Source organism: Aeromicrobium sp. Root495 (assembly GCF_001426755.1).
In the GTDB taxonomy this organism is placed as follows: Bacteria; Actinomycetota; Actinomycetes; order Propionibacteriales; family Nocardioidaceae; genus Aeromicrobium.
On record NZ_LMFJ01000002.1, the window covers coordinates 449,499 to 463,324 of the forward strand.

General features: G+C 71.9%; 10 protein-coding genes. 3 read left to right on the forward strand and 7 right to left on the reverse strand.

Features of this window, described 5'->3' with window-relative positions; all coding sequences use genetic code 11:
* Positions 1–13 precede the first annotated feature (13 nt).
* Positions 14–1,336, reverse strand: coding sequence for a hypothetical protein (locus ASD11_RS18860; protein ID WP_156464852.1), 1,323 nt, complete (start codon positions 1,334–1,336; stop codon positions 14–16).
* Between the two features lie 293 nt (positions 1,337–1,629).
* Between ASD11_RS18860 and ASD11_RS16275 the strand changes: the two genes are divergently transcribed.
* A complete protein-coding gene (locus ASD11_RS16275; protein ID WP_056289995.1) occupies positions 1,630–3,741 on the forward strand; it encodes a HelD family protein in 2,112 nt (703 codons plus the stop codon).
* The gene (locus tag ASD11_RS16280) at positions 3,720–5,288 is read left to right on the forward strand and encodes a metallophosphoesterase family protein (RefSeq protein WP_056289998.1); all 1,569 of its coding nucleotides are present in this window, start codon (positions 3,720–3,722) and stop codon (positions 5,286–5,288) included. Before ASD11_RS16275 ends, ASD11_RS16280 begins: the two co-directional genes overlap by 22 nt.
* A gap of 19 nt (positions 5,289–5,307) precedes the next feature.
* Here the strand turns inward: ASD11_RS16280 and ASD11_RS16285 are convergent, their stop codons facing one another.
* Positions 5,308–6,513: an ArgE/DapE family deacylase gene (locus ASD11_RS16285; protein ID WP_056289999.1), complete on the reverse strand. Its 1,206-nt coding sequence runs from the start codon at positions 6,511–6,513 to the stop codon at positions 5,308–5,310.
* 251 nt (positions 6,514–6,764) lie between these two features.
* Here ASD11_RS16285 and ASD11_RS16290 point away from each other — a divergent pair, with 251 nt between their 5' ends.
* Positions 6,765–8,663 carry an anthranilate synthase family protein gene (locus ASD11_RS16290; RefSeq protein ID WP_056290002.1) on the forward strand — a complete coding sequence of 633 codons (1,899 nt, stop codon included), beginning with the start codon at positions 6,765–6,767 and terminating at the stop codon, positions 8,661–8,663.
* 1 nt (position 8,664) lies between these two features.
* Here the strand turns inward: ASD11_RS16290 and ASD11_RS16295 are convergent, their stop codons facing one another.
* The 5 genes from ASD11_RS16295 to ASD11_RS16315 form a co-directional block, all read right to left on the reverse strand.
* Positions 8,665–8,865: a DUF2945 domain-containing protein gene (locus tag ASD11_RS16295; RefSeq protein WP_056290005.1), complete on the reverse strand. Its 201-nt coding sequence runs from the start codon at positions 8,863–8,865 to the stop codon at positions 8,665–8,667.
* Complete coding sequence (locus tag ASD11_RS16300; protein WP_056290006.1) at positions 8,862–9,782, reverse strand: DMT family transporter; 921 nt, start codon at positions 9,780–9,782, stop codon at positions 8,862–8,864. The genes ASD11_RS16295 and ASD11_RS16300 overlap by 4 nt, the downstream gene beginning before the upstream one ends.
* 153 nt (positions 9,783–9,935) lie before the next feature.
* Positions 9,936–11,528, reverse strand: coding sequence for a S1C family serine protease (locus ASD11_RS16305; protein WP_082554515.1), 1,593 nt, complete (start codon positions 11,526–11,528; stop codon positions 9,936–9,938).
* Positions 11,529–11,610: 82 nt separating this feature from the next.
* Complete coding sequence (locus ASD11_RS16310) at positions 11,611–13,005, reverse strand: sensor histidine kinase (RefSeq protein WP_235503383.1); 1,395 nt, start codon at positions 13,003–13,005, stop codon at positions 11,611–11,613.
* Between the two features lie 50 nt (positions 13,006–13,055).
* Positions 13,056–13,748: a response regulator transcription factor gene (locus ASD11_RS16315; RefSeq protein ID WP_056290009.1), complete on the reverse strand. Its 693-nt coding sequence runs from the start codon at positions 13,746–13,748 to the stop codon at positions 13,056–13,058.
* Positions 13,749–13,826: the final 78 nt, after the last annotated feature.

The following is a 13,826-nucleotide window of genomic DNA, read 5'->3' on the forward strand; positions in this document are numbered from 1 at the left end:
CGGTGCGACGGGCTCACGGGACGGTGACGGAGCCCAGCACGCGGGACGTCCCGGCCTCGGCGGTGCCCAGGAAGGCGACCTTCCACGACCGCTTGCCCTTCGGGATGCCGGTGATGGTGACCGTGCCTCGGCCGACGCTGTCGAGGTCGACGGTGCGCCGCTCGCCGTCGAGCACCACCACCACCACGCCCTGCACGGGGGACCGGTCGGCCACCTTGCGGACCGCGACGGTGAAGCCAGCCCCGCCGGTGACGGGCTTGACCGTCGCGTAGGTGCGGGAGGCCTGGCGCACGTAGATGTTCACGCCGGTGGCCTTCGCGCCGGCCCCCACCTCGACGGGCTCGGCGTCGGCAGCCGTGCCGTCGCCGCCGTAGTAGGAGTCCTCGTACCGCGAGTCGAGGAAGGTGGAGATCTTCCAGCTGCCCGGTCGGAGCCCGCGGAAGCGGAAGACGCCCGAGGAGTTGGAGGAGGCATAGACGCCTCGTCCCTGGGAGTCGACGGCGCGCACCGCGTTGCCGTCGCTGAGGTCGACGGCCGTCCCGTCGACCGTGCGGACGCGGCCCGAGATCGTGGCGGAGCGGACGTTCAGCACCTGCGTGGTGGTGGACTTCTTCTGGCCGTAGGCGATGGAGATGGGTGTGATGGTGCAGGCCTCGTACCCGCCGGCCTCGGGATCGGCCGCGGGCACGGAGCCGTCGTGGCACTCGGGCTGGTACTCCAGCGTGGGGTCGGTGAGGGTGAGACGGTAGTCGCCCGGCGGAAGTCCCCAGACGCGGAAGAAGCCGGAGGGGCGCGTGCCCACCGTGGAGGGGTAGACCAGGCGCGGGTTGTCCTCGTTGCCGCGATTGGCCTGTCCGTCGGTGGGGCCCTCGACCTGCACGCGCAGGCGTGAGAAGTCGGTACCCGTGGGGAGCTTGACGTAGCCGGTGACCTGACCGGCGGAGTGCACCGCGGCGCTCCTCACCACGGTCTGCCCGTACCGGGGCGTGAAGTCGCGTCGTGCCGCGATGACGGTATGGGTCGGGTCGTCGATCTCGATCCAGTACCGGTTGGACGCGATCTCGTTCTTCGTCGTCCTGAACGGCGCGGAGAACGAGCCGTCGGCCCGGGTGGCGACGCGAGCGAACTGCTCGCGGCTCTCGTCCTCGGCGGCATAGACCGTGACGGTGACCCCGGGCACGGGCTTGCCTCCGAGCGTCACGGCGCCGCGGACGGTGCTGGTGGCCGTGGCGGCGTCGGCACGCGGCGGTGACACCAGCGCGGCGACGACCAGCAGGAGTGCGACGGCCGAGACGGTGGCGGAGCGGATGGACATCGAAGACATACGGATTGACATGAAGAACCCCCTGGCGCGAGATTCTCACACCAGGGGGCCCTTGGCCAGAGGTTCCGGGAGGCCCGTGCCGAGGGTCAGTGTGCCGAGCGCGACGTCAGGTGGATCACACCGGCACAGCGTGGCCGTCTCGGAAGCTGATGAGAATTCGTCCACCGGGTCGGTGCCGGAACACCATCCGTTGCAACGCCGGGGTGAGCGGGCGTCGTCGACGTGACGGGCGCGACCCCGCCCGTCGGTCCGCAGGGGCTCGCGACGGCGTAGACTCAGGTGCCCGTAAAAGAGCAAGGAGTGGCGTGACGTCACAAGAAGTCGCCGAGGCCGAGATCGAGGCCGAGCAGGCCTACGTCGACCACGTGCACGAACGCCTCGAGCAGTCCGCGGAGGTGGCCCGGTCCCTCGTCAAGGAGGGCTACGAGCGCGGGCACATGGGGCACGAGGGCGGTCTCGTCGAGCGCGACGCGATGGTCTTCCAGGCTTCCAAGCGGCTCGCCGCGCTCAACGCCGCCCACGACGGCCTGGTGTTCGGCCGGCTCGACCTCGTGGAGGACGCGCCGCGCTACATCGGACGCATCGGTGTCCGCGACGCCGAGCGCGAGATCATCCTCATCGACTGGCGGGCCCCGGCGGCCGCGCTCTTCTACCAGGCCACCGCCCAGGACCCGCTCGGCGTGATCCGGCGCCGCGTCCTGCGCAACGTCGGCTCCACCGTGATCGGCGTCGAGGACGACCTGCTCGACGCCGAGAACGCGCCCGAGGACATGGTCGTCGTCGGCGAGGGTGCGCTGCTCGCGAGCCTGAGCCGCGCCCGCGACTCCTCCATGCACTCCGTGGTCGCCACCATCCAGAAGGAGCAGGACGAGGCCATCCGCGCGCCGGCCCGGGGCGCCACGATCATCGGTGGCGGCCCCGGTACCGGCAAGACCGTCGTGGCCCTGCACCGTGCGGCCTACCTGCTCTACAACGACCGGCGGCGCTTCGAGGCCGGTGGCGTCATGGTCGTGGGTCCGTCGTCGGTCTTCATGAGCTACATCGAGCGGGTGCTGCCGAGCCTCGGTGAGACGAGCGTGAGCCTTCGCTCGCTCGGTGAGGTCGTCGACGGCGTCCGCGCCCACGACCACTCCCCGCCGGTGGCTGCCGCCGCCAAGGGGTCGTCGCGCATGCTCCCCGTCCTGCGCCGGCTCGCCACGTCGCCCCAGCGGGGCGAGCCCACGAGGTTCAGGTACTTCTACAAGGACGACGTCCTGGTGCTCGACGCCAAGATCCTCTCGGGCGTCCGTCGCCGTCTGCTCTCGGGTCAGCCCCGCAACCGGGCGTACGCCAAGGTGCCGGAGGCTCTCGTCCGTGAGCTCTGGCGCCAGGTGGCCGGTGAGCGCGCCCTCGAGAAGGGCGAGGAGGGCTTCGCCGACACCATCGGCGGCGACGACTCCTTCGTCGACTTCGTCGAGGCGTGGTGGCCCGTCGTCGAGGCCGTCGACCTCTGGCGCACCCTGCCCGACCGCATCGCCGAGCTGGCCAACGGCGCCTTCACGGGCGAGGAGCTGGCTGCTCTGCGCTCGTCGTGGCGCGACGGTGCCATGACCATCGAGGACGTCCCGCTCATCGACGAGCTGCGCTACCTCGTGGGCGAGGTGCCCGAGACCGACGACGAGGGGGAGGGCGGCCCCAAGCAGCTCATGAGCTTCGAGCGCCGCGAGCACGAGGAGCGCGACGAGCGGATGCGCTCCACCCGCAGCATCGAGGACGACGGCTACGCGCACGTGCTGGTCGACGAGGCCCAGGACCTCTCGCCGATGCAGTGGCGGATGCTCGGCCGACGCGGCCGCGGCGCCAGCTGGACCATCGTCGGCGACCACGCACAGTCGTCGTGGCCCTTCCCGGAGGAGGCCCAGACGGCACGCGACGAGGCTCTCGCCAACAAGCCCGAGCACCGGTTCCGACTCTCCACCAACTACCGCAACTCCGCCGAGGTCTATGACCTCGCGGCCAAGGTGGTGGCGTACGCCGTGCCCGACGCCGACCTCGCCGAGGCCGTGCGGCGCACGGGCTTCGAGCCCGAGCACGCGGTGGTGCCCGGCGCCCAGCTGGAGCCCACGCTCGTCGAGGCGGTCGCCCGGATGCTGCAGGACGTCGAGGGCAGCGTGGCCGTGGTGGCCGCCCACGACGACCTGGAGTGGCTCGCCGTGCCGCTCGGCCCGCTCCTGAAGGAGCACGAGGGCCGGCTGCGCCTGCTCGACGGGCTCGACACCAAGGGCCTGGAGTTCGACGGCGTCGTCGTGGTCGAGCCCGACGCCATCGTGGCCGAGTCGGCTGCCGGCTGGCGCACGCTCTACGTCGTCCTGACCCGCGCCACCCAGCGCTTGAGCACCGTGGCAACCTCGGACACGTGGCGCTCCCGACTGTCCTGAGGCGACTCCCCGCCGTCCTGCTGCTGCTGGCTCTCGCCGCGGCGGCAGGGGTGGGCGTCGCCCGCGCGCACTTCGAGTCGCAGGAGCGCGCGGTCGCCATCGGGGCCCATGAGGCGACGTTGCGCCCCACCTTCTCGGGCAACGTCGTCATCAACGCCGGACCACTCCTCCCGCAGCTCCGCATCCCGTCGGACGCGCCGCTGGGGATCGGGGTGCGGCTCGACCTGGGCGACAGCGACTCCGGCAACCTCGACCAGGTCCTGTCGCGCGACGCGGTCATCGCGTCCCAGCCCGACGGCGAGATCGCCCGCATCCGCGACACCGTGCAGACCGTGTGGTGGCAGTCCGTCGCCCGTGGCGCGGGTGTCGCGCTGCTCGTGGTCCTGGTCGGTGTGGTGGGCTGGATCGCGGTGGGACCCGCCCGCCGCTCCGAGATCGTCCGGACGGTGCGTCGTCCGGGCCGCCGCGTCCTCGTGGGCCTGACGGCCGGCACGGTGGTGGCGGCGGCGGGCCTGGTCCTGGTCGCGGCGCCGCAGCCCGGCGGAGGCGCCACGCCTCCGGGGTGGGCGCCCATCCGCTCGGTCTTCCCCGAGCTCCCGTCCGACCCCGTCCTGGAGCGCCTCGAGGTCTCCACCGGCTCGGCCACGACGAGCGGGAAGTCGCTCGTCGAGGGTGCGGTGCGGACCTACCAGGAGTCGCAGAAGTTCTACGACACCCTGGCCACCACCGCGCGGTCCGTCACCGGGATCCGCGAGCCGGAGGAGGATCAGACGACGGCGGTGGTCGTCACCGACCGGCACGACAACATTGCCATGGACCCGGTGGTGCGCGTCCTGGCCGACACGGCCCAGGCGAAGATCCTGCTCGACCTCGGCGACGACACGTCCAACGGCGCCTCGTGGGAGGAGTTCAGCATCAACTCCCTGGCGCGCATCTTCCGCGGGTTCGAGGTCGTCTCGGTGGCCGGGAACCACGACACCGGCACCATGGTGAAGAAGGCCATGCGGCGCAACGGCTTCACGCTCCTGTCCGGCGAGCCGGTCGACGTGGCCGGCATCCGCTTCATCGGCGACTCCGACCCCCGCAGCTCCGGCCTCACGGCGGGGTACAGCGGCGACGAGTCCGACAACATCTCGGCCGTGCGCGAGCAGGACTCCACCCTCACCGAGGCCGCGTGCAAGGACGGTCGTTCGGCCGTGGCCATCACCCACAGCGCAGCCTCGTCCAAGAAGCTGGCGCGCTCGGGCTGCGTCGACCTCGTCCTCTCCGGTCACCTCCACCGCCAGGTGGGCCCGACGACGGTCACCGGCGAGAACGGTCGCAGCACCACAGCGCTGACGACGGGCACCACGGGAGGCGCCGTGTACGCCTTCGCGCTCGGGACAGGCCTGCGGCGCGAGGCCCAGACCACGATCGTGACGTTCGAGGACGGCCGACCGGTGGGTCTGCAGGTCGTCCGGATCGAGCCCGGAGGCTCGATCGAGCCGGAGGACTACGTCCCGCTCACCCCGAGCCCGCGCGGCGACGACTCCAGCACCACGCCGTGACCGTGCGGCCGGCCCGGGCCTAGCGGCAGCGCTGCAGGAGCAGGTGCGCGTACGCCTCGGCGCACCGCACCACCTCGTCGATCGCCACCTGCTCGTCCACGGCGTGGGCGTCCTCGATGTGCCCCGGTCCGTACTGGACCGTGGGCACGCCGTGAGCCGCGTACTGGCGCAGGTCGGAGCCGTAGGGGGCTCCCACGAACGGCGGCGAGTCCGCGCCGGTGGCCTCGACGGCACGGGTGACGTCGGCGCCGAAGGCGTGACCGTCCGGGAGCGAGCCGGCGGCGAACCGCCCGCCGGGCCACGTGACCTGGACGGGGTGGTCGCGCAGCCAGGGGTCGTCGACCGAGGCGACGGCCTGCTCGAACACCGCCGTGGCCTCGGCGAAGGACTCGCCCGGCATGATGCCGAAGCGTCCCTCGGCCACGAGCTGGTCGGGCACGGTGCTGGCCCAGTCGCCGGCCGACACGATGCCGACGCTGATGGGCCAGGGCCGCTCGCCGAACGGCGGGACCGTGAGACGGGCACGCTCGGCGTCGAGGCGGCGAAGAGCGGCGTGGACGTGCTCGAAGAGGTCGAGCGCGCTCACACCCTCGCCTGCGCGCGAGCCGTGCGTGGAGCGACCGCGCACCTCGAGGCGGAAGGTGAGGGCGCCGGCGTTGGCGGAGACCACGGTGCCTGCCGTGGGCTCGGCGATGAGGCACGCCGTGCCGGTGTGGCCGCGACGCAGCGTGGCGAACGTCCCGAGACCGCCGTCCTCCTCGCCGATGACGGTGTGCACCGCGAAGGGGCGGGTCAGCTGGTCGCCCACGGCGCGGACGGCGGCCAGGATGGCCACGACACCACCCTTCATGTCGCACACCCCGCGTCCGTACCACCGGCCGTCGGACTCGTGCAGGCCCCAGGGGTCGTGACCGGTCCACCAGTCGGGGTCGCCCGAGGGCACCACGTCGACATGGCCGTTGAGGACGAGCTCGGGCGTGCCCTCGCCACCGCCGGTGCCGACGCAGCCCCACGCCTCGTGACGCTCGACCTCCTCGCCGGGGTAGTCGGGGTCGGCACGCAGCGCGTCGAGGTCGAGGGACCACAGGTCGACCTCCAGCCCGAGGCCCTGCATCGTGGCGGCGCACCAGCGCTGCGCCCCCACCTCGGCCTCGCTGCCACCCGTGCTGGCATAGCTGACGAGCTGCGCGAGGTCGCGCCGGATCAGGTCGACGTCGATGTCCACGAGGCCAGTCTGGCAGCGCGCACCCCTCGGTCCGTGCACCGCTCCGGTCCGGCGGAGGACCAGGACGGTCCGGGTGGTCGCTCGTGCCGTCGGCCCGAGCCGCTAGGCTCTCTCCCATGACAGCCCTTTCGACCATCACCTGGTGGCGCCTCCGCTAGAGGAGGACTGTCCGCTGCACGCCCAGACCCCTCGCACCGGGGCTGGGCGTTTTTCGTCCCGTCCGCGGGCGAGCCCACGAGGAAGACCCAGACATGACCCAGCTCGACACCCTGCTCCAGCAGCCCGCGTGGGCCGTCATCCGCGTGCGCGACTCCGACGTCGTCACGCTCGTCGGTGGACCGCGCGTCGACGTCGACTCCTTCGCCGACATCCCCATGGAGCGGGTCGACAACGGCATCGCCTGGGACTCGTTGTCCCTCGTGCCGTTCGCCCAGGTGCGTGAGCGTGGCTTCGAGGCGCAGCAGGACGGCACCCCGCTCAGCGTCATCCGCGCCGACCTCGGCGCCGAGGTGGCCCTCGCGGAGCTCCTCGACCAGCTGCCCGACACCCCCATCGAGTTCGTCGAGCGCGGCGGGTTCGAGACCTCCGACGACGACTACGCCCAGGTGGTCCGCCAGATCATCGACGAGGAGATCGGCCAGGGCGAGGGCGCCAACCTCGTGATCGGTCGGCACTACCGCGCCCAGGTCTCCGACTGGGGCCACGACCGTGCCCTCACGGTCTTCCGCCGGCTGCTCGAGCGCGAGCGCGGCGCCTTCTGGACGTTCTGCATCTTCACGGGCGACCGCTACCTCATCGGCGCCTCCCCCGAGCGCCACGTGAGCGTCGAGGCGGGCCAGGTCCGCATGAACCCCATCAGCGGCACGTTCCGCATGCGCGGCCTCGAGACGCAGGCCGACCGCAAGCGCGAGCTGCTCCGCTTCCTCGCCGACGAGAAGGAGATCTACGAGCTCTTCATGGTCGTCGACGAGGAGCTCAAGATGATGTGCGACATCTGCCACGAGGGCGGGCTCGTGCTGGGTCCGTACCTCAAGCCGATGAGCCACCTCGTCCACACCGAGTACCTCCTGGCGGGACGGACCGACCGCGACGTCCGGGCCGTGCTGCGCGACTCCATGTTCGCCGCCACCGTCACGGGCAGCCCGGTGGAGAACGCGTGCCGCCTCATCGCCCGCTACGAGCCGCAGGGCCGCGGGTACTACGCCTCCATCGGCGCGCTCATCGGCCACGACGCCGACGGCCTGCCCATGGCCGACGCTCCCATCTTCATCCGCACCGCCGACGTCGACCTCGAGGGACACCTCAAGGTCACCGCCGGCGCCACGCTCGTCCGCGACTCCGACCCCGCCTACGAGACGCAGGAGACGTGGGCCAAGGCATCGGGCATCCTGTCGGCCTTCGGGCTCGTCGAGGCTGCCCCGGTCCCTGCCACGGCACCGGGCACGCTCGACCCCGACGCCTACACGCGCGACGACGAGGTGCTCATCGCGCTCGGCTCCCGCAACCAGCGGCTCAGCCAGTTCTGGCTCACCGACCAGTCCGGTGCGGCCCCCGAGGCCACGCTCCGGGGCAAGCGCGTCCTCGTGGTGGACGGCGAGGACGACTTCGTGAACATGCTCGGCCACGTCTTCGGCGTGCTCGGCCTCACGACCGACGTCGTGCGGCACGACCACTATGCGCAGTGGGCCGACGACGGTCACGCGCTCGACCACTACGACCTCGTCGTGGTGGGCCCCGGTCCGGGCGACCCCCGCGACACCGACGACGCCAAGATCGCCGTCATCGGCGGCGTGGTCCAGGACCTGCTCGCGCGCGAGCAGCCCTTCCTCGCGGTCTGCCTCGGCCACCAGGTGCTGAGCCGCACCATCGGTCTCGACCTGGTGTTCAAGGACATCGTCTTCCAGGGCACGCAGAGCCGGCTGCCGGTGCTGGGTCGTCAGGAGACCGTGGGGTTCTACAACACCTTCGTGGCCCGTGTGCCGGACGCGGGACTGCCCGACGGCGTGACCGTGGAGCGCGACGAGGCCACGGGCGACATCCACCTCGTGGCAGGCCCGCACTACCGCGGCGTGCAGTTCCACGCCGAGTCGGTCCTCACCCAGAACGGGTTCGGGATCCTGCGCGACCTCGTGCTCGACCTCATCGGCTGAGTCAGGAGCGGGCGCGCAGCGCGTCAGGCTTGTGCGCGGCCCGGGCGCCGGTCTTCTCGCTCTCGACCACGAACATGGGCTCGTCCTCGGACGCCCGCCACTGCTGCTTGGCGAGCTGGAAGTCCTTGGTCTTGCGCTCGACGATCTTCCCGTGCGTGGTGCCCTGGGACGTGTCCCAGCTGACCTTGTCTCCGACCTTCATGCCTCCACGGTGCGACGGTCCTCGTCCTCGCGCATCTCGGGGCGGCGAGGCCTGTAGCGCGTGACGGCGACACCGGCGAGACACAACGCACCGCCGACGAACGCGAGCGGAGCCGGCACCTCGCTGAGCACGACCCAGGAGATGAGGGTGGCGACCGCCGGCACGAGGTACGTGGTGGACGCCACCTGGCCGGCCGAGAGGCGCTTGAGCGCGTACGACCACGTGCTGAAGCCGACGGCCGTGGGGAAGATGCCGAGGTACACGAGCCAGGCGATGTCGGAGCCCGAGGCGTCGCCCAGCTGGCGCACGAGCGCCGGGGCGAACGGCAGGCACACCACGGCGCCGATGCAGCACGCCATCCAGACGGACATGGCCGGCGTGACCGTGACGAGGGTGGGCTTCTGCGCCAGGACCCCGACGGCGTAGAACACCGCAGCCGCGAGGCACAGGACCACACCGGTGGAGCTGGCCGATCCGACGGACGAGCTGTGCTGGGTGCTGACGGCGATGACGGCCACGCCCGCGAAGGCGACGGCGATCCCGACGAGCAGCGGCTTGGGGAAGCCCTCCTTGAGGATCCACCCGGCCAGCAGCGCGATCAGGATGGGGCCGATGTTGACCACGAGGGCCGACGTGCCTGCGTCGAGGTAGGTCTCGCCCGCGTTGAGAGCCACGTTGTACGCGCCGAACCAGACGACGCCGTAGAGCACGACGAGGCCGAGCGTGCCGCCGCGAGGGAAGGTCTGCTTCCATGGCTTGGCCACGAGGGTGAGGGCGAGGGCACCGATGAGCAGCCGCCCGAGCGACAGGGGACCGGGCTCGAAGGCGTCGCCCGCGGCCCGGATGCCCACGAAGGCCGACGCCCAGAGCACGACGGTGACGACCAGTGCGGGGACGGACAGGTCGCGGGAGCTCACGTCGACAACCTAGGGGTCGCCCCGGACAGGGGCGAGCAGGGTTCCGGTCAGGTCACCGCAAGATCCCGTCACCCCGGCGCACCGTCCCGACCCCTCACGACGACGGACCCAGGGAGCAGTGCTCCCTGGGTCCGACGTCGGGGTGATGCGCGATCAGCCCTCGGTGTCTCCGCCGTCGGACTCGAGGGTCACCTTGGTGGTGGCCGTCTTGCCGTCACGCTGGTACGTCACCGTGACCTCCTCGCCGGGCTGGTAGCCGCGGATCGAGGCCACGAGCGCGTTGGAGCTGCCCACGGGGATGTCGTTCACGGCCGTGATGATGTCGCCCTTCTTGAGGCCGGCCTTCGCGCCGGCGCTGCCGTCGGTGACCTTCTCGACCTCGGCGCCGATGCCCGTGATGTCGTCGGTGGAGACCGCCGGCGACACGGTGACACCGATGCGGGCGTGCTCGACCTTCTCGCCCTTGGCCAGTCGCTGGGCGACGTTCTTCGCCAGGTCGACGGGGATCGCGAAGCCCAGGCCGATGGAGCCGGAGTCGGCGCTCGTGGAGCCGTTGGAACGGATCGCGGAGTTGATGGCGATGACGCGTCCCTTCAGGTCGACGAGCGGGCCGCCGGAGTTGCCCGGGTTGATGGCCGCGTCGGTCTGCACCGCGGGGAAGACCGTGGTGTCGCCGCCGGTGCCGTCGCTCGAGGCGACCGGTCGGTTGAGCGCAGAGATGATGCCGCTCGTCACGGTGCTCTCGAGACCGAACGGCGAGCCGATGGCCACGACGTCCTGGCCGACCTTCAGGTCGGCCGAGCTGCCCAGCGTGGCGGGCGTGAGCCCGGTCTTGCCGTCGACCTTGATGACGGCGAGGTCGGTCTTGGGGTCGCGACCCAGGATCTTGGCCTTGGCGTTGGTCCCGTCGCTGAACGCGACCGTGACGGTGCCGCCCTCGGCGGCGACCTCGACGACGTGGTTGTTGGTCATGATCTCGCCGTCGGAGGTGAGGATGATGCCCGTGCCGGAGCCGGCCTCGCCGGACCCGGAGACGTTGATCTGGACCGTGGACGGCAGGACGGCGGTGGCCACCTTCTCGACCTGGCCGGCCGGGGTGTCGTCGCCCGTGCTGGAGGTGTCGGCCTCGAGGGCCGAGACGGTGGAGGTTCCGCCGTCGTCGCCGCGGAGCTCGTCATAGCCCCATGCGCCGCCGACGCCTGCGGCACCGGCGAGCACCACGAGGGCGAGCGCGCCCGCGAGCCGACGTCCGCCCTTGCGCGGCTTGTCGGGGCCGGACGAGGAGGGCGCCGGCGCTGCGGCCACGCCGAACGGGTGGCCGGACCCCTCGGCGTGGGACGGCTGCTCGGCGGTGGGGTGCGACGAGGCCTGGGGCGCGGCGTAGGGGTCAGACCCGTAGGTGTTGCCACCCGAGAGCTGGGTGTCGGCCGGCTGCTGCGGCGTGGGCTGCGTGACGGCCGTGGGGAAGCTGACCGTGGGCTCGTCGCCGGCGGGCGGCTGCTGCGGCCGGCTCGAGGCATCGGGCGACTCGAACCGGTGCGTGTAGGGGTCGGACGCGGGCGCGGGCTGCTCCGGCTCACGCTCCGGGGGGACCGAGGACGACGGCGCAGCGGGGGCAGAGCCGGTCGGTGCCTCGCCCTGCGGGGCGGGGTCGTGCGGGGCGGGCGTCTGCTCGGACGCGTCGTCGCCTCGCTGCGTCGGCGGGACGTAAGGGCGCGCGGCGAAGGGATCGTTCGGGTCGGTCATGGGACAAGATTCTTCCGTATCTCTGAGAACCCGCTGAGCCACGCGTGTGAGTCCGAGAAGATCTTGGCCCTGACCTGGGCGTTTAGCCCTCCGATGCCAGGGGAAGCGTCATCGTGAAGACACTTCCCTCGCCGGGCGCGGACGCAGCGCTCACGGTGCCGCCGTGGCGCTCGGCGGCCCTGCGGACGATCGAGAGGCCGAGGCCGGAGCCGGGCAGGGTGCGGGCCTCGCTCGAGCGGTAGAACCGGTCGAACACGTGCGGGAGGTCCTCGGCGGAGATGCCGGGGCCCTCGTCGGACACGACGACCTGACCGCCCGTGAGGCGGACCGTCACCGTGCCGTCGGGAGGGCTCCACTTCACGGCGTTGTCGAGCAGGTTGGTGACGGCGCGCTCGAGCAGAGGCGGCTCGCCGAGGACCTGCCACGTCTCCAGCTCGACGTCGAGCGTGACGCCCGCGGCGCGTGGCCTGACGCGGTCGACGGCGGCCTGGACGACGTCGGCGAGGTCGAGCTCCTCGGGGTCGCGGCCGACCGGGTCCTCGCGCGCGAGCTCCACGAGGTCGCCCACGAGCGTCGTGAGCTCGTGCAGCTGCGCGCGGACGTCGTCCATGATCTCGCGGCGCTGGCCCTCGGAGAGGCTGCGTTCCTGGTCCTCCGCGGCCTGGCCGAGCAGCTCGATGTTGGTGCGCAGGCTCGTGAGCGGCGTGCGCAGCTCGTGCCCGGCGTCGGCTACGAGCTGACGCTGACGCTCCTGCGACGCGTCGAGGGCGAGGAGCATCTGGTTGAAGGCGATCGTGAGGCGGGCCAGCTCGTCGGTGCCGGTGACCTCGATGGGCGTGAGCTCCGCCGTGCGGGCCACGTTCTCGATGGCGCCCGTGAGCCTGCGGACGGGGCGCAGGCCGTTGGTGGCCACCGCCCAGCCGGCGACCGTCGCGACGAACACGCCGCCGAGCGTGCTGATGATGAGGATGAGGCGGAGTCGCTCGAGCGCGTCCTGCTGACCCTCCATGGACTGCGCCAGCACGAGTGCGGTGCCGTTTCCGGCCTGGATCGCCACGACCCGGTAGGGCCGCCCGCTGATCTTGACCGACCGGGCCGACTCCGCTGTCTCGCCGATGGAGACCTCGAGCTCCTGGTAGCCGATGTACGGCCGGGCCGCCGTGCCGAGGTCGGAGAACAGTCGTCCGCCGCGGACCACGGCGACCTTGACGTCGGCGAGGGCGAGCGAGGCCGTGGGCGTGCCCTGGATGGTCTGCTCGGCGAACCCCGCCTCCACGGCCGTGTGGGCCCGGCGGAGGAGCGACTCGTCGAGGGACGTGTTGAACTGCGCGCGCACCGTGACGTAGAGACCGATGCTGACGACGGCGAGGATCCCGACGACGGCTGCAGCGGTCAGGGCGACCACGCGAGTGGCGAGCGAGGCGCGACTCGTGAGCGGCTGGATGCGTTCGTGGACGGCCTCGATGGTCCGGTCCACGGCTTCACGCGGCCGCCCCAGGGCGGTGCCCCGAGGGGACCCGGGCTGGCTCACGGAGGCGTCTCGCGCAGGACGTAGCCCACGCCCCGCACGGTGTGCAGCAGCCGGTCCTCACCCTCCGCCTCGAGCTTGCGCCGGACGTAGCCGACGTAGACCTCGAGCGAGTTGGCCGTGGTGGGGAAGTCGAAGCCCCAGACCTCCTCGAGGATGAACGAGCGCTCCAGCACGCGCTTGGGGCGCTGCATGAACAGCTCGAGCAGGGCGAACTCGGTGCGCGTCAGCGAGATGGCGCGCTGGCCGCGGCTGACGTCGCGGGTGACGGGGTCGAGCGTGAGGTCGGAGAAGACGAGCGGCTCCTCGTCGTCCTCGCCGTCCATGCGACGAGCGGTGCGGCGCAGCAGCGCGCGTACGCGGGCCAGGAGCTCGTCGAGCGCGAACGGCTTGGTGAGGTAGTCGTCGGCCCCGGCGTCGAGGCCGTCGACGCGGTCGGTCACGGCGTCGCGCGCGGTGAGCACGAGGATGGGCACGTCGTTCCCCGCGCTCCGGAGCGCGCGGGTGGCCTCGAGGCCGTCGAGCCGCGGCATCATGACGTCCATGATGATGACGTCGGGCGACGTCGCCGGCACCCGCGCGAGGGCCTCGGCGCCGTCGGAGGCGAGCTCGACGGAGTAGCCGTTGAACTCCAGGGACCTGCGGAGCGAGTCGCGCACGGCGCGGTCATCGTCGACGACGAGGATCTTCATGGTGCCCAGTCTGCCCGCTCCGGCTGAGCAATGGCTGAGTCTCGGCCCGGCCGGACCCGTCCGGGGCGGTGAGCCTGT

Coding starts and splice junctions, on each gene's coding strand:
- ASD11_RS16290 (WP_056290002.1), top strand. CDS start 6,765: ATGACCCAGCTCGACACCCTGCTCCAGCAGCCCGCGTGGGCCGTCATC.
- ASD11_RS16315 (WP_056290009.1), bottom strand. CDS start 13,748: ATGAAGATCCTCGTCGTCGACGATGACCGCGCCGTGCGCGACTCGCTC.
- ASD11_RS18860 (WP_156464852.1), bottom strand. CDS start 1,336: ATGTCAATCCGTATGTCTTCGATGTCCATCCGCTCCGCCACCGTCTCG.
- ASD11_RS16305 (WP_082554515.1), bottom strand. CDS start 11,528: ATGACCGACCCGAACGATCCCTTCGCCGCGCGCCCTTACGTCCCGCCG.
- ASD11_RS16295 (WP_056290005.1), bottom strand. CDS start 8,865: ATGAAGGTCGGAGACAAGGTCAGCTGGGACACGTCCCAGGGCACCACG.